We start from the raw sequence: 14,395 nt of genomic DNA on the forward strand, positions 1-14,395 counted from the left end.
TAAGTTGGGGAAACATCAATGTTCCAGCAAGAAGTTACTATTACCGCTCCGAATGGTCTGCATACTCGCCCTGCCGCTCAGTTCGTTAAAGAAGCCAAAGGCTTCACGTCTGACATCACCGTGACCTCCAACGGCAAAAGCGCCAGCGCTAAAAGCCTGTTCAAACTGCAAACTCTGGGGCTGACTCAAGGGACCGTAGTGACCATCTCAGCTGAAGGTGAAGACGAGCAGAAAGCCGTTGAGCACTTGGTAAAACTGATGGCAGAGCTTGAGTAATCGGCCCGTCTTTTTAGTTAACACCAGTCAAGAGTAAGGTAGGGTTATGATTTCAGGCATTTTAGTATCACCGGGCATCGCTTTTGGTAAGGCTCTCTTGCTGAAAGAAGACGACATCGTCATCAACCGGAAAAAAATCTCTGCTGATCAAGTAGAGCAGGAAGTCTCGCGTTTTCTGGCCGGCCGCGCAAAAGCGTCCGAACAGCTGGAAGCGATCAAGACCAAAGCTGGCGAAACCTTCGGCGAAGAGAAGGAAGCTATCTTCGAAGGCCACATCATGTTGCTGGAAGACGAAGAGCTTGAGCAGGAAATCATAGCCCTAATCAAAGACGATCTGGCCTCCGCAGACGCCGCCGCCTACACCGTGATCGAAGGTCAGGCAAAAGCGTTGGAAGAGCTGGACGACGAATACCTGAAAGAACGCGCCGCCGACGTGCGCGACATCGGCAAACGCCTGCTGCAAAACATTCTGGGCATGCCGATCGTCGATCTGGGCTCCATTCAGGACGAAGTGATCCTGGTGGCCACCGATCTGACCCCGTCCGAGACCGCGCAGCTGAACCTGGACAAAGTGCTGGGCTTCATTACCGATCTCGGCGGCCGCACCTCCCACACCTCTATCATGGCGCGCTCCCTGGAGCTGCCGGCGATCGTCGGTACCAGCGACGTGACCAAGCAGGTGAAAAACGACGACTACCTGATTCTGGATGCGGTTAACAACAAAATTTACGTTAACCCGACCGCTGACGTTATCGATCAACTGAAAGCCGCCCAGAACCAATACATCACCGAGAAAAACGATCTGGCCAAGCTGAAGGACCTGCCGGCGATTACGCTGGACGGCCATCAGGTTGAAGTCTGCGCCAACATCGGCACCGTGCGCGACGTCGCGGGTGCAGAGCGCAACGGCGCGGAAGGCGTCGGCCTGTATCGTACCGAATTCCTGTTCATGGACCGCGACTCGCTGCCGACCGAAGACGAGCAGTTCCAGGCTTATAAAGCCGTGGCGGAAGCCATGGGCTCGCAGGCCGTGATCGTCCGCACCATGGACATCGGCGGCGACAAAGACCTGCCGTACATGAACCTGCCGAAGGAAGAGAACCCGTTCCTCGGCTGGCGCGCCATCCGCATCGCGATGGACCGCCGTGAAATCCTGCACGCCCAGCTGCGCGCCATCCTGCGCGCCTCGGCGTTCGGCAAACTGCGCATCATGTTCCCGATGATCATCTCCGTGGAAGAAGTGCGCGATCTGAAAGGCGAAATCGAGACGCTGAAGGCGCAGCTGCGCGAAGAAGGCAAGGCGTTTGACGAGAGCATCGAGGTGGGCGTGATGGTGGAAACACCGGCTGCGGCGGTCATCGCTCACCACCTGGCGAAAGAAGTCGACTTCTTTAGTATTGGGACAAACGATCTAACCCAGTATACTCTGGCGGTAGATCGCGGCAACGAGCTGATTTCTCATCTCTATAACCCGATGTCCCCATCAGTACTTAGCCTGATCAAACAGGTTATTGATGCATCTCACGCAGAAGGCAAGTGGACCGGCATGTGCGGCGAACTGGCTGGCGATGAGCGTGCTACACTGTTGTTATTGGGCATGGGGCTGGATGAGTTCAGCATGAGTGCGATTTCAATCCCGCGCATCAAGAAAATTATTCGTAACACGAATTTCGAAGATGTGAAGGCGTTGGCAGCGCAGGCCTTGGCACAGCCAACGGCACAAGACCTGATGAATTGCGTCAATAAATTCATCGAAGAAAAAACGCTCTGCTAAACTTCCACGACACTGGAACGCCGCCCAATTTAATGCTTAGGAGAAGATCATGGGTTTGTTCGATAAACTGAAATCTCTGGTTTCTGATGACAAGAAAGACACGGGCACTATCGAGATCGTCGCTCCCCTTTCTGGCGAAATCGTCAATATCGAAGATGTGCCGGACGTAGTGTTCGCTGAAAAAATCGTTGGCGACGGTATCGCCATCAAACCGGCCGGTAACAAAATGGTTGCTCCGGTTGACGGCACCATCGGTAAGATTTTCGAAACCAACCATGCATTCTCTATCGAATCCGACAGCGGCATTGAGCTGTTCGTCCACTTCGGCATCGATACCGTAGAACTGAAAGGCGAAGGCTTCAAACGCATCGCCGAAGAAGGTCAGCGCGTCAAGAAAGGTGACGTGGTTATCGAGTTCAACCTGCCACTGCTGGAAGAGAAAGCCAAGTCTACCCTGACGCCGGTCGTTATCTCCAACATGGACGAGATCAAAGAGCTGATCAAACTGTCCGGCAGCGTGACCGTTGGCGAAACCCCGATCATCCGCATCAAGAAGTAAGCGCGGATGAGCAAGAAAAACGGCGCCCTCGGCGCCGTTTTTTTATCCCCTTCGTCGTATCCCAATCTCGCTACGTTATGACGACCAGCGCGGGATACGCAGGGTAATGACCAGCCCCTCTTTGTCGCCGTTGCGCGCCTCAACCTGGCCGCCGTGCGCCAATACCACCTTGCGGGTAATCGCCAGCCCCAAGCCGTAACCCTTGCCCGACTGCGCCGACTTCACACGCACGAACGGATCGAAGATGCTCGACAGCTTCGCCTCTTCGACCCCCGGCCCCTGATCGCTGACGGCGATCTGGAACTGGTTATCGACGCGCGACAGCGCCACCGTCACCCGCTGGCCGTGGCTGGAAAAGCGCAGCGCATTGCGCACGATGTTGTCCACCGCTCGCCGCATCAGCTCCGCATTGCCTTTGACGGTATACTCCACGTCCGACTCGGCCTGCAGCACGATATCCACGCCGGGCACCTGCGCCTCGTAGCGTGCATCGCTCACCACCGCGTCCACCAGGCCGTACAGATCGAAGTACTCCTCGTCCGGCAGGCTACTGTGTTCGGTACGCGACAACGCCAGCAGCTCGCCGATCATTTTGTCCAGCCGCCCCGACTCGTGTTCGATACGTTTGAGCGAGGCTTCGACGTTACCGGCATTCTGCCGCGCCAGGCCAATCGCCAGCTGCAGGCGCGCCAGCGGTGAACGCAGCTCGTGCGAAACGTCATGAAGTAACTGCTCGCGGGCGCTAACCAGCAGTTCCAGCCGCTCGGCCATGGTGTCGAAATCGCGCGCCACGTCGGACAGCTCGTCATGGCGGCGTCGCATGTTCGGGAACAGCCGCACCGACAGATCGCCCTGCGCCACCCGATCCAGGCCGCCGCGCAGCTGACGCATCGGCCGGGTCAGGTTCCAGGCCAGCACGGCGCTGAACAGCAAACCGCCCAGCCCGCCGACCCACAGCATCGGCGCAGGAATGTTGAAGAAGTGGGAACGCCGCTCCGGCCGATACTCTTCCCGCAGCCCGCGCACGTCATAGCTCAGCCAGTAACCTTGCCCTTCCCCGGTCTGCACCCAGGCGGAAATCGCTTTCGGCATACGACGCCCTTCAAACACCGGTTCTTCCGGCGCGGGCGGCGGCGGTTGGGTCATCGGCGTAACCGACAGCAGACGCCTGTCGTCCTCGGGCCAGTCGCGCATCAGGGATTCCAGCGCCGGCATACCGCCGCTGCGCAACTGGGTGGCGGCGGAGGTCAGTTGCAGGCCAATGACCCGCCGCGCCATGGCGTTCTCCGGCGGCACATAACGATCGCCATAAAGAGAAAACGCCACCCACAGCGCCTGCGTCATGATGAGGAAGGTCAACCAAAAGCCGAGTAAAATTTTCCAGAACAGTCTTCCGCGCATATCAGGTTACCGGATGCGATAGCCGATGCTGCGCACCGTCTCGATGCTGAGCTTACTGCCGGCCAACGCGCTCAGCTTCTGGCGAATATTGCTGATGTGCACGTCCACGCTGCGGTCATAGGCCTCACGCGGGCGCCCCAGCCCCTTCTCGGACAGCTCGTCCTTCGACACCACGCGATCCGGCGCGCGCAGCAACAGCTCCAACAGATTGAATTCCGAAGCGGTCAGATCAAACGCCTTACCGCGCCATTCGCTGCTGCGGGTTGAAGGGTTCAACGTCAGCTCGCCGAAGCTGATGGCGGCTTCGTCGTCCGCCTCTTGCGGCCGCTCTTCGAAACGGCGCAGCACCGCGCGCAGACGCGCCACCAATTCGCGCGGGTAGCACGGTTTGGGCATGTAATCGTCGGCGCCCATCTCCAGGCCAATCACCCGATCGATGTTGTCACCTTTGGCGGTCAGCATGATGATCGGCAGCCGGCTCTTTTTACGTACGTCCCGCAGCACGTCAATGCCGCTCATGTCCGGCAGCATGATGTCGAGGATCATCGCGGTATAGTCGCCCGACAGCGCGCCCTCTACCCCCGCCTTGCCCGTCAGCACTAGCGTGGCATCGAAGCCTTCGCCGGTCAGGTATTCGCTCAGCATGGTGCCAAGCTCCAGGTCATCGTCGACCAGTAAAATTTTCATGCCTTGCTCCTTCACCGATTTTCGTTATTTTCCCGCCAATTCCGCCGGCCCGCAGCCGGTTTTACTCAATCCTTACACATCGCTCTTTGCGTCTCGCCACCGTTATTGTGGCCGCTGCCGCGCAATTTCTCTACTTCAGTCATGGCATTGGCGCACGAGCAAGCGGCAGCTATCACGCAAGCGGGGCTGCCGTCTGTCGAAAGGAAAGGGGGAAAGATTCTCCCGACGGAATACACCGCCGGGAAGGAGCGATCAGTCGAACACGCCGGTAGAGAGGTAACGGTCGCCGCGATCGCAGACGATCGCCACCACGACGCTGCCAGGGTGGGCCGCCGCGATGCGCAAGGCGCCGGCTACCGCACCGCCGGAGCTGACGCCGCAGAAAATGCCTTCACGCTGCGCCAACTGGCGCATGGTCTGCTCGGCATCGCTCTGTTCGATATCCAACACCTGATCCACCAGCTCCGGGCGGAAAATCCCCGGCAGGTAAGCAGGCGACCAACGGCGAATGCCGGGGATGCTGCTGCCCTCCGCCGGCTGCAGGCCGACGATCTGCACCTGCGGATTCTGGCTCTTCAGGTAACCGCCCACGCCGGTAATGGTGCCGGTGGTGCCCATGCTGGAAACGAAGTGCGTGATGCGCCCTTCGGTCTGGCGCCAGATCTCCGGGCCAGTGGTGGTGAAGTGGGCATAAGGATTGTCGAGATTGTTAAACTGATCCAGCACCTTGCCCTGCCCCTGGCGCTGCATCTCCAACGCCAGATCGCGCGCCCCTTCCATCCCCTGCTCACGGCTGACCAGGATCAGTTCCGCACCGTAGGCGCGCATCGCCGCCTGCCGTTCCAGGCTCATGTTCTCCGGCATCAGCAGCTTCAGCGTATAGCCTTTCAATGCAGCGATCATCGCCAGTGCAATGCCGGTGTTGCCGCTGGTAGCCTCGATCAGCACGTCGCCGGGCTTGATCTCCCCGCGCAGCTCCGCCTGCTGGATCATCGCCAACGCGGCGCGATCCTTCACCGATCCCGCCGGGTTATTGCCTTCCAGTTTGACCCATACTTCGCTGCCCGCCTGGGCGGCCAGCCGTTGCAGTTTTACCAGCGGGGTATTCCCGATGCATTGTTCGAGCGTTGTCACGATCTTTGCCTGTGTGTTGGTGTGCGTAAAGTAAAAAGGCAACCCTGGGGTTGCCTTGAAAAAAAGGGCTGTTAAAACCTATCAGGCGCTTTTGGCTAACGCAACAGGTTGCAGCAGTTGATCGCCGGCATACAGCCGCGCATTGAGGCTGCCGACGTAATAACGGCCGCCGCGCACCGGCGTGGCGTTGCCTTCCGGCAGCACTATGCTTATCGGTTCCTGATGCCAGCCGATCGGCTGCACCGTCAGCTGCCAGAAATGGCCGCGCGGGCTGACTTCCAGCACCTGAACCGGCAGCGGGCAACGTTCGCTGCTTTCGGTCGCCACTTCCATTTCCCACGGGCGCAGGAACAGATCGACGCTGCCCTGGTGCATCGGCTGGAACGACAGCGGCCACTGGTGCGCGCCGACGAACAGCTGGGAGCCGCGAATTTCGCCGTTCAGGCGGTTCACTTCCCCCATGAATTCCAGCACGAAGCGGCTGGCCGGCTCGCGCATAATCTCCTCCGGCGAGCCAACCTGTTCGATATTACCCTGGCTCATCACCACGATGCGGTCGGCCACTTCCATCGCCTCTTCCTGATCGTGGGTGACGAATACGCTGGTGAACTTCAGCTCTTCGTGCAGTTGGCGCAGCCAGCGACGCAGCTCTTTACGCACCTGCGCATCCAGCGCGCCAAACGGCTCGTCCAGCAGCAGAATCTGCGGTTCCACCGCCAGTGCGCGCGCCAGCGCCACGCGCTGTTTCTGGCCGCCGGACAGCTGCGACGGGTAGCGATTGGCCAAATGGCCAAGCTGCACCATGTCCAGCAACTGAGTGACTTTCTGTTTGATCGCCGCGGCGTTCGGCCGCTCGCGGCGCGGCAGCACGGTCAGGCCGAAGGCGATGTTGTCGAACACCGTCATGTGGCGGAACAGCGCATAGTGCTGAAACACGAAACCCACGCGCCTGTCGCGTGCATGCATGTGGCTGACGTCGGTGCCGTGGAAGCCCAGCTTGCCGCCGCTCTGGCTTTCCAGCCCGGCGATGATGCGCAGCAGCGTGGTCTTGCCGGAACCGGACGGCCCGAGCAGCGCCACCATCTCGCCGGAAGCAATATCGAGCGAGATATCGTTCAATACCTTGGTGCGACCGAAGTACTTGTTGATGCCGTTAATCTCAATGCTCATGATTTTCCTCCCGCTCGAGACGCGCGTTTTGACGTTCCAGACGCCACTGCAGCGCACTCTTCAAAAATAGGGTAACGATCGCCATCAGGGTCAACAGCGCGGCAGCGGTAAAGGAACCGACGGTGTTGTAATCCTGCTGCAACAGCTCGACCTGCAGCGGCAGACTGTAGGTTTCTCCGCGAATCGAACCGGACACCACCGACACCGCGCCGAACTCGCCGATGGCGCGTGCGTTGGTCAGCACCACGCCATACAGCAGCGCCCAGCGAATGTTGGGCAGCGTCACGCGGCGGAACATCTGCCAGCCGGACGCCCCCAGCAGAATGGCGGCCTCGTCTTCCTGGCTGCCCTGGCTGAGCATCATCGGCACCAGCTCGCGCACCACGAAGGGACAGGTGACGAAAATAGTCACCAACACCATGCCCGGCCAGGAGAACATGATCTGGATGTTATGCGCATCCAGCCAGCCGCCCAGCAGGCCGTTGCTGCCGTAAAACAGCAGGTAAATCAGCCCCGCCACCACCGGTGAAACGGCGAACGGGATATCGATCAGCGTCAGCAGCAGCTGGCGGCCGGGGAAGGTGAAACGCGTCACCAGCCACGCCAGCAACGTGCCGAACACCAGGTTAAACGGCACGGTAATCAGCGCGATCAAGACCGTCAGCCAAATGGCGTGCAGCATGTCCGGATCGAGCAAGTTGCTCCACATCGCGCCGAATCCTTTGGAAAAGGCCTCGGCGAAAATCGACATCATCGGCACCACCAGCAGCAGCACCGAGAACAGCGTTCCGATGGCGATCAGCGTCCACTTGCCCCAGTTAACGCGTGGGCGCTCGGCGCCGTTGAAGGCGGAAACATCAGCCATCAGTGCCCTCCTCCCAAACGTCTGCCGAAGCGGCTTTGCAATACGTTAATGCTGAACAGCAGCAGCAGCGACGCCGCCAGGATCACCGAGGCGATGGCGCTGGCCGCCGGGTAATCGAACTCCTGCAAACGCACAAAAATCATCAGCGAGGTCACTTCCGTCTTCCAGGCGATGTTGCCGGCGATGAAAATCACCGCGCCGAACTCGCCCAGGCTACGGGTAAAGGAGATGGCGGTGCCGGCCAGCAATGCCGGCGCCACCTCGGGCAGCACCACGCGGCGAAAACTCTGCCAGCGCGTGGCGCCCAGCGTCTCGGCCGCCTCTTCGTATTCCGGCCCCAGCTCTTCCAGCACCGGCTGCACGGTGCGCACCACAAACGGCAGGCTGGTGAACGCCATCGCTACCGCGATCCCGAGCCAGGTAAAGGTAACCTTGATGTCGAAGTGCGCCAGCCACTGACCGTACCAGCCGGTGGTAGAAAACAGCCCCGCCAGCGTCAGGCCGGCCACCGCCGTCGGCAGCGCGAACGGCAGATCGATCAGGCCATCCAGCAGCGAACGGCCGGGAAAACGGTAGCGCGTCAGGATCCAGGCCATCAGCATGCCGAACACCGCATTGAACAGGCTGGCAACGCCGGCCGCCAGCAGCGTCACTTTATACGCCGCCACCACCTGCGGGTTGGATATCACTTCCCAATATTGCGCCAGGCTCATCTGCGCCAGCTGCATCACCAACGCACTGAGCGGCAGCAGCAGGATCAAACAGGTATAAAACAGACTGCTGCCGAGGCTGAGGCCAAATCCGGGCAGCACCCGCTTACTGGACGACAACGCCAACATTTACTTGCGCCCTGCCGCTAACAGCTGATCCAGCTCGCCGCCGGTGGCGAAATGGGTTTTCATCACCTGCGGCCAGCCGCCAAATTGATCTTCCACCCGGAACAGTTGGGTGTCCGGGAATTGCCCCTTGGCCGCCGCCATCGCTTTCTGGTCATACACGCGGTAGTAGAAGCTGGTGATCACCTGCTGCGCCGCCGGGCTGTAGAGATAGTTCAGATAGGCTTTGGCCGCCTGTTCGGTGCCGTTGCGCTCGACGTTTTTGTCGACCCAGGCCACCGGGAACTCCGCCAGAATATCGACCGGCGGCACGATCACTTCGTACTTGTCTTCACCGTATTGCTTGCGGATGTTGTTCACTTCGGACTCGAAGCTGATCAGCACGTCGCCCAAACCGCGCTCGACGAAGGTGGTGGTCGCGCCGCGGCCGCCGGTATCGAACACCAGCACGTTCTTCAGGAAACGGGTCATGAAGGCGCGAGTCTTGGCCGTATCATTGCCGTCGGCCTGGCTGGCGGCGCCCCAGGCAGCCAGATAGGTATAACGGCCGTTGCCGGAGGTTTTCGGATTCGGGAACACCAGTTTCACGTCGTCACGCACCAGATCGTTCCAGGTGTGGATGCCCTTCGGGTTGTCCTTGCGCACCAGAAACGCCATGGTGGAATAGAACGGCGAGCTGTTGTTCGGCAGGCGCGACTGCCAGTCCGCCGGGATCAGCTGCCCGCGATCGTGCAGGATCTGTACGTCGGTGACCTGGTTGTAAGTCACCACGTCGGCACGCAGGCCCTGCAGGATCGCCAGCGCCTGCTTCGACGAGCCGGCGTGCGATTGTTTGATGGTCAGCTTGTCGTTCGGATGCTGTTGATTCCACTGCTGTTCAAAGCCGGGATTCAGCGCGACGAACAATTCACGGGAAACGTCATAAGAGCTGTTCAGCAATTCCGCCGCCGACGCAGCACCGCTCGCCAACAGCGCAGCCGCCAGCCAACCTTTCAGCACGAGATTTTTAACCCGGTTTTGTTTCATTCTGCACCTTATCACTGAGTCATTCCTTCAGGCTTTCGCCTTATTGACGACCAGTGTATTTATAACTAGGTGCGGAGCTGTAACGCTTTTATATACCGTTTGGTGATTTACAAGCATCAAACGCTATAAGGCAGGGAATGCGAGGCGTTTTCGGGACGGAAAAACGGGCCGAAGCCGGGCGCACCGGCTTCGGCAACGGCGTCAAAGTGACAGCAGGCGCGTTAGCGATGGCGCAAAGTAGTAGCTGCCGGTGACCGCACGGCTGAAACGCAGCATCGCGTCGCGTTTGCCGTCCAGATCGCCGAACATGCTTAGCAGCTGCTGCTCGATATTGTGCAGGCGCGCGCAATAGGCAATGAAGAACAGGCCGTGCTTGCCGCTGGCGGTGCCGTAAGGCAAGCTCTGGCGCAGAATTTTCAGGCCCTTGCCATTCTCTTTCAGATCGACGCGGCTGACATGGGAGGTATCCGGGCGCTGATCCGCAGGCAGTTCTTCGCTGTCGTGCTTGGTGCGGCCGATGATCTGCTCCTGCTGCTCGGTGGTAAAGCGCTGCCACTGGCGCAGGTTGTGCTCGTAACGTTGCACCAGCACGTAGCTGCCGCCTGCGTCCTCTTCGCCTTCGGCGATCGTCGCCACTACCGGGCGCTGATCGCCCTGCGGGTTTTCGGTGCCGTCGATGAAGCCGCTCAGATCGCGCTCTTCCACCCAACGGAAACCGTGGGTTTCTTCTTCAATCTTGATGACGTTGCCGAACGCCGCCAGCGCGGCCTGCGCCAGCGTGAAGTTGACGTCGTGACGCAGCGACTGGATGTGGATCAGCATATCGCGTTGGGTGGCCGGCGCCAGCCCTTTGCCGAGCGGCGTGAACGGCTTCAGCTCTTTCGCCCCCTGGCCGCTGGAGAGATCGTGCCAAACGTCGTAGCCGAAAGCGATCACCGCGCCAAGGCGCGCATCGGGGAACTGCTGCTGCAGCTCGCTCAGCGTCTGACAAAACTGCTTGCAGCCCTGGCGCAAGTCGGCGAATTCGCCCTGTACGCTGGCTTCCATAAAAATGGCGAAACGGCAGTGCTCCAGCAAAATGCCGCTCTGAACCTGTGTCATGTTGTTATCCTCGATACCAGAATCCGGCAACAGGTAAGGTATGGCGGTTGACGCGCGGGTTCCCTGTTACAAACGCGCGCTATCATACCGCAAGCACGGGCGATTGCCTTGCAGCAGCGCAAAGAAAATAGGGGTAATGGCTTGAAAAGGCAGGCGCCGTGAACCGGCGCCCGTTGAACGCATTACTGCTGCGGCTTGGCGTGCCAGATGATTTTGCTGACCGTCCAACTTTTCAGGGTGTCGTCCGGCGGAATGATATCCTGCGCCCCGGCCCACTTGCCGCTGAAGATGTAGGTGACGTACTTGCTCTGCTCCGCCACGCACTCCACTTTACCGGCGTCTTCGCCGCTGCCCGGTTTACAGGAGCCGAACGCCTTGCTGTACATATCGCCGAACGGCGTGCCGAGCTTGTTGCCCCACTCCGTCGCCACTTTCGGATCCAGCACGTCCACCCGCTGCAGGCGCCCCTTCGGTTCGCCGGTGATCACCAGCTTCACCTCGTCGCCGGACAGCGCCTGGTAGTAAGAGACGATCTGGCCGTTGTTGGTCGCCATGCCGCCGCGCAGACGGTAGTTGCCGTCCAGCCCGTCGTTGATGGCGCTTTCCGACATCGGCGTGCCGGCGTTGAGCTTGCCGACGCCCTTGGCGCCGACCTCCAGGCTGCTGCCGAACCAGTTGAACGGCGACAGGCTGGACCAGGAGAAATTGGACATGCTCGAACAGCCGGTCAATAACAGCGGAAGCCCTAACAGCAGGGGGCGAATATTCATCTCTAGCTCCTTAAACATCAATGGCACGGGGCGGTAACCCGCCCCTGCCGCACTCGGCGTTTTGCTGCGTGCCAGCCTCTCACAACGGCCCGCACTACGCCAACGGTTGCCAGCTTGGAGTGCGGAAAATGCGAAAAGTGCCGCACTTCTCGGCAATTAGTCGGCGTGCTCCGCCGGCGCGAAACAGGCTTTCAGACGCGCATTCAACAGCAGATAGCTCAGCGCGAGCGCATCGAGCAGCGCCAGCGTCAGTTCCAGCCCCGGCGCATCACCGTCCTGGCGCCACAGGCTGAACAACGCGCCGCAGAGCGACGCCAGCACGGAGATAACCAGCCCCCAGCGCCAGCCGCGCCACAGCCGCGGCCATTGATGGCGACGGCCGCTCAGCAAAAACGCCAGCGCTGCCGGCAAGCCGAGCAACATGCCGTACCAAAAACGTTGGGTATCCGGATAAAACAGCGCCAGCAAGCTTTCGCCCTGTTCACGCGAAACGCCGGCCATCACGAACAGCAGCCAGGTGCGCGCCTGCAAAATCAGCACGGCCCAAAATCCCAGCGGCAGCCGCAGCGCGCCGTGCTGGTCGTAATCGTCCGGGGAAAACCGGGGTGAGAATGGCTTCAACGATCGTTCCTTGCCAACAGAATAAAGACTATGGCTACAGATGGGCGCCGGCGATGCGAATTTCAATGTGTCGGCTTAAGAAGCTCTTAAGATCGGCGTGTTTTAATCTTTATCACTAAGCAAGCAACCCGATATCAGCGGGATGTGATTTTCGATAACGATAAGGAAGCGCAACATGAAAAAACTGACTCTGGCCGCTCTGATCGCGCTGTGCAGCGCACCGGTACTGGCGCAACAAGGCGGGTTCCTCGATCCGGCCGCGCCGCAGGCCCAAACGCAAATCACCGCACAGGGCGGTTTCTCCGGCCCCAGCGCGGCGCTGACCACCGTGGACAAGGTGAAATCGCTGAGCGACGACGCCTGGGTGATGCTGCAGGGCAACATCGAGCAGCGCATCGGCGACGAAACCTATACCTTCCGCGATGCCACCGGCACCCTGACGGTCGATATCGATCGCAAACGCTGGAACGGCCAGACCGTTACGCCGAAAGACAAGGTGCAGTTGGAAGGCAAAGTGGATAAAGACTGGAACAGCCTCGAAGTGGACGTGAAAACCGTCAAAAAGCTGCCGTAATGCGCTGCGGCGGGCGGTGCAACGCCGCCGCCCGCCGCTCGATCAATATTCCTGATCTTCGATCAGCCGCTTGCCCAGGCTGGTGATGCCCTGGATCTCGTAGCCGAGCTTCTCGTACATCTCGACCACCGTGTCGTTGTCTTCGCGCACCATAATCTGGATCTTCGGGCAGCCGCGGGCGATCAGCTTCTTCTCCAGACGGTTGATCAACGCATTGGCGATGCCGCGCCCGCGATAGTCGGGATGCACCCCGAGGTAATACGCCGACCCGCGGTGGCCGTCATAGCCGCCCATCACCGAACCGACCACTTCGCCGCCGACTTCCGCCACCAGGAACAGCTCCGGGTCGTGGTTCAGCTTGCGCTCGATGTCCATTTCCGGATCGTTCCACGGCCGCAGCAGATCGCAGCGCTCCCACAGGGTAATGACTTCTTCAAAGTCGTCTTGTCGAAATACGCGAATTTCCATCGATGTTGGCCGCTGTTAATTAAGGTGTTTATCTGATTATCGCGTGATTATTCACTTACGCAATATCAAACTGCGATTTACCGCGCTATTTGCCCAGAAATCGCCGGTAACAGGCGTAATAAATGGAAATAGTTATCGGGTCGATTAATGATTATCAATACGATATAACGTCGCAAAATAGAAACGTCGATGGAGCGTTGCGTAATGAAAAAGCAGGGTAAACAATTCCTCAATTTTAAACCGCTTGCCGTTTCCCCGACGCGACGCCAACTTTTGCTTTCCGGCCTGGCGGTCGCGCTGTTCGGCGTGAAAAGCCACAGCGCCAAGGCGGAAGGCATGCTGCGCAATCAGCACAGCAAACCGGCGGCGAAACCGGCCGGCGGCAAAAAGCGGGTGATGATCGATCCCGGCCACGGCGGCATTGACTCGGGCGCGGTCGGCCACGAAGGTTCGCAGGAAAAACACATCGTGCTGGAAATCGCCAACCACGTGCGCCGTTTCCTGCATGAGCACGATCACGTCGAGGCGCGCCTGACGCGCGAAGAAGACGAGTTCATTCCGCTGTTCCAGCGGGTGGAGATCGCCCACCAGCACCAGGCCGACCTGTTTATTTCGATTCACGCCGACGGCTTCACCAGCCCGTCAGCCTCCGGCGCTTCGGTGTTCGCCCTCTCCAACCGCGGCGCCAGCAGCGCCATGGCGCGCTACCTGTCCAACCGTGAAAACGCCGCCGACGACGTGGCGGGCGGCAAATACAAGGATCAGGACAACTACCTGCAGCAGGTGCTGTTCGATCTGGTGCAAACCGACACCATCAACAACAGCCTGACGCTCGGCCGCCACGTGCTCGGCCAAATTCGCCCGGTCCACCACCTGCACAGCGACAGCACCGAACAGGCGGCGTTCGCGGTGTTAAAATCCCCGTCCATTCCCTCGGTGCTGGTGGAAACCTCGTTCATCACCAACCCGAACGAAGAGCGGCTGCTGGGCACTACCGCGTTTCGCGAGAAAATAGCCCGCGCCATCGCGGACGGCATCATCAATTTCTTCAATTACTTCGATACCCACCAGCGCAAACCCCGCTGATGCCGCGGGCGGCGAATAAGAGTATACTCAGCGCCTTGTTCAGCCAG

General features: G+C 59.8%; 16 protein-coding genes. 5 read left to right on the forward strand and 11 right to left on the reverse strand.

The genetic code is table 11. The annotated features are described in order from the left end of the window. Window positions 1–18: 18 nt before the first annotated feature. Genes ptsH through crr form a run of 3 tightly spaced genes read left to right on the forward strand, consistent with a single transcriptional unit; the run spans window position 19 to window position 2,609 of the window. Window positions 19–276 carry a phosphocarrier protein Hpr gene (gene ptsH, locus QMZ29_RS16905; protein WP_004936458.1) on the forward strand — a complete coding sequence of 86 codons (258 nt, stop codon included), beginning with the start codon at window positions 19–21 and terminating at the stop codon, window positions 274–276. Between the two features lie 46 nt (window positions 277–322). Then, window positions 323–2,050: a phosphoenolpyruvate-protein phosphotransferase PtsI gene (ptsI, locus tag QMZ29_RS16910; protein WP_025303782.1), complete on the forward strand. Its 1,728-nt coding sequence runs from the start codon at window positions 323–325 to the stop codon at window positions 2,048–2,050. Window positions 2,051–2,099: 49 nt separating this feature from the next. Further along, complete coding sequence (gene crr / locus QMZ29_RS16915; protein ID WP_004936467.1) at window positions 2,100–2,609, forward strand: PTS glucose transporter subunit IIA; 510 nt, start codon at window positions 2,100–2,102, stop codon at window positions 2,607–2,609. Between the two features lie 75 nt (window positions 2,610–2,684). On the opposite strand, the gene QMZ29_RS16920 is transcribed toward crr, so the two are convergent. The 10 genes from QMZ29_RS16920 to QMZ29_RS16965 all read right to left on the reverse strand — a co-directional run bounded on the left by QMZ29_RS16920 (window position 2,685) and on the right by QMZ29_RS16965 (window position 12,220). Further along, a complete protein-coding gene (locus tag QMZ29_RS16920) occupies window positions 2,685–4,010 on the reverse strand; it encodes an ATP-binding protein (RefSeq protein ID WP_173889292.1) in 1,326 nt (441 codons plus the stop codon). Between the two features lie 6 nt (window positions 4,011–4,016). Then, on the reverse strand, window positions 4,017–4,697 hold the full coding sequence (locus tag QMZ29_RS16925; RefSeq protein WP_025303784.1) for a response regulator transcription factor: 681 nt from the start codon (window positions 4,695–4,697) through the stop codon (window positions 4,017–4,019). 252 nt (window positions 4,698–4,949) lie between these two features. Then, window positions 4,950–5,831 carry a cysteine synthase CysM gene (gene cysM / locus QMZ29_RS16930; RefSeq protein ID WP_049294928.1) on the reverse strand — a complete coding sequence of 294 codons (882 nt, stop codon included), beginning with the start codon at window positions 5,829–5,831 and terminating at the stop codon, window positions 4,950–4,952. A gap of 81 nt (window positions 5,832–5,912) precedes the next feature. Further along, window positions 5,913–7,001 (reverse strand): sulfate/thiosulfate ABC transporter ATP-binding protein CysA, encoded by a 1,089-nt coding sequence (gene cysA / locus QMZ29_RS16935; protein WP_025303786.1) that lies wholly within the window; start codon window positions 6,999–7,001, stop codon window positions 5,913–5,915. Beyond that, complete coding sequence (cysW, locus tag QMZ29_RS16940) at window positions 6,991–7,866, reverse strand: sulfate/thiosulfate ABC transporter permease CysW (protein ID WP_025303787.1); 876 nt, start codon at window positions 7,864–7,866, stop codon at window positions 6,991–6,993. Before cysW ends, cysA begins: the two co-directional genes overlap by 11 nt. Next, window positions 7,866–8,705, reverse strand: a complete 840-nt coding sequence (gene cysT / locus QMZ29_RS16945) for a sulfate/thiosulfate ABC transporter permease CysT (RefSeq protein WP_004936486.1) — start codon at window positions 8,703–8,705, stop codon at window positions 7,866–7,868. Before cysT ends, cysW begins: the two co-directional genes overlap by 1 nt. Further along, a complete protein-coding gene (locus QMZ29_RS16950) occupies window positions 8,706–9,728 on the reverse strand; it encodes a sulfate ABC transporter substrate-binding protein (RefSeq protein WP_127146821.1) in 1,023 nt (340 codons plus the stop codon). It lies immediately after the preceding gene. A 201-nt stretch (window positions 9,729–9,929) separates the two neighbouring features. Next, window positions 9,930–10,829: a Dyp-type peroxidase gene (locus QMZ29_RS16955; protein ID WP_173889298.1), complete on the reverse strand. Its 900-nt coding sequence runs from the start codon at window positions 10,827–10,829 to the stop codon at window positions 9,930–9,932. Between the two features lie 182 nt (window positions 10,830–11,011). After that, entirely contained in the window at window positions 11,012–11,599 is a 588-nt protein-coding gene (locus QMZ29_RS16960; RefSeq protein ID WP_004936494.1) for an RpoE-regulated lipoprotein, read from the reverse strand. Window positions 11,600–11,755: 156 nt separating this feature from the next. Continuing rightward, on the reverse strand, window positions 11,756–12,220 hold the full coding sequence (locus tag QMZ29_RS16965; protein WP_025303790.1) for a DUF2919 domain-containing protein: 465 nt from the start codon (window positions 12,218–12,220) through the stop codon (window positions 11,756–11,758). Window positions 12,221–12,395: 175 nt separating this feature from the next. Between QMZ29_RS16965 and QMZ29_RS16970 the strand changes: the two genes are divergently transcribed. After that, complete coding sequence (locus QMZ29_RS16970) at window positions 12,396–12,794, forward strand: YgiW/YdeI family stress tolerance OB fold protein (RefSeq protein WP_261426069.1); 399 nt, start codon at window positions 12,396–12,398, stop codon at window positions 12,792–12,794. 42 nt (window positions 12,795–12,836) lie between these two features. Here QMZ29_RS16970 and QMZ29_RS16975 read toward each other — a convergent pair whose 3' ends face one another. Further along, window positions 12,837–13,262 (reverse strand): GNAT family acetyltransferase, encoded by a 426-nt coding sequence (locus QMZ29_RS16975; protein WP_004936504.1) that lies wholly within the window; start codon window positions 13,260–13,262, stop codon window positions 12,837–12,839. Window positions 13,263–13,466: 204 nt separating this feature from the next. On the opposite strand from QMZ29_RS16975, the gene amiA reads away from it, so the two are divergent. Next, a complete protein-coding gene (gene amiA, locus QMZ29_RS16980; RefSeq protein ID WP_164064348.1) occupies window positions 13,467–14,348 on the forward strand; it encodes an N-acetylmuramoyl-L-alanine amidase AmiA in 882 nt (293 codons plus the stop codon). Window positions 14,349–14,395: the final 47 nt, after the last annotated feature.

The sequence above is a fragment of the Serratia sp. PF-27 genome (assembly GCF_030053255.1).
In the GTDB taxonomy this organism is placed as follows: domain Bacteria; phylum Pseudomonadota; class Gammaproteobacteria; order Enterobacterales; family Enterobacteriaceae; genus Serratia; species Serratia bockelmannii.

What these genes read in the sequence shown, in the direction of transcription:
- cysA (WP_025303786.1), bottom strand. Translation starts at nt 7,001, where the DNA reads ATGAGCATTGAGATTAACGGCATCAACAAGTACTTCGGTCGCACCAAG.
- QMZ29_RS16970 (WP_261426069.1), top strand. Translation starts at nt 12,396, where the DNA reads ATGAAAAAACTGACTCTGGCCGCTCTGATCGCGCTGTGCAGCGCACCG.
- QMZ29_RS16975 (WP_004936504.1), bottom strand. Translation starts at nt 13,262, where the DNA reads ATGGAAATTCGCGTATTTCGACAAGACGACTTTGAAGAAGTCATTACC.
- cysT (WP_004936486.1), bottom strand. Translation starts at nt 8,705, where the DNA reads ATGTTGGCGTTGTCGTCCAGTAAGCGGGTGCTGCCCGGATTTGGCCTC.
- QMZ29_RS16925 (WP_025303784.1), bottom strand. Translation starts at nt 4,697, where the DNA reads ATGAAAATTTTACTGGTCGACGATGACCTGGAGCTTGGCACCATGCTG.
- QMZ29_RS16955 (WP_173889298.1), bottom strand. Translation starts at nt 10,829, where the DNA reads ATGACACAGGTTCAGAGCGGCATTTTGCTGGAGCACTGCCGTTTCGCC.
- QMZ29_RS16960 (WP_004936494.1), bottom strand. Translation starts at nt 11,599, where the DNA reads ATGAATATTCGCCCCCTGCTGTTAGGGCTTCCGCTGTTATTGACCGGC.
- QMZ29_RS16950 (WP_127146821.1), bottom strand. Translation starts at nt 9,728, where the DNA reads ATGAAACAAAACCGGGTTAAAAATCTCGTGCTGAAAGGTTGGCTGGCG.
- QMZ29_RS16920 (WP_173889292.1), bottom strand. Translation starts at nt 4,010, where the DNA reads ATGCGCGGAAGACTGTTCTGGAAAATTTTACTCGGCTTTTGGTTGACC.
- ptsH (WP_004936458.1), top strand. Translation starts at nt 19, where the DNA reads ATGTTCCAGCAAGAAGTTACTATTACCGCTCCGAATGGTCTGCATACT.
- crr (WP_004936467.1), top strand. Translation starts at nt 2,100, where the DNA reads ATGGGTTTGTTCGATAAACTGAAATCTCTGGTTTCTGATGACAAGAAA.
- cysW (WP_025303787.1), bottom strand. Translation starts at nt 7,866, where the DNA reads ATGGCTGATGTTTCCGCCTTCAACGGCGCCGAGCGCCCACGCGTTAAC.
- amiA (WP_164064348.1), top strand. Translation starts at nt 13,467, where the DNA reads ATGAAAAAGCAGGGTAAACAATTCCTCAATTTTAAACCGCTTGCCGTT.
- ptsI (WP_025303782.1), top strand. Translation starts at nt 323, where the DNA reads ATGATTTCAGGCATTTTAGTATCACCGGGCATCGCTTTTGGTAAGGCT.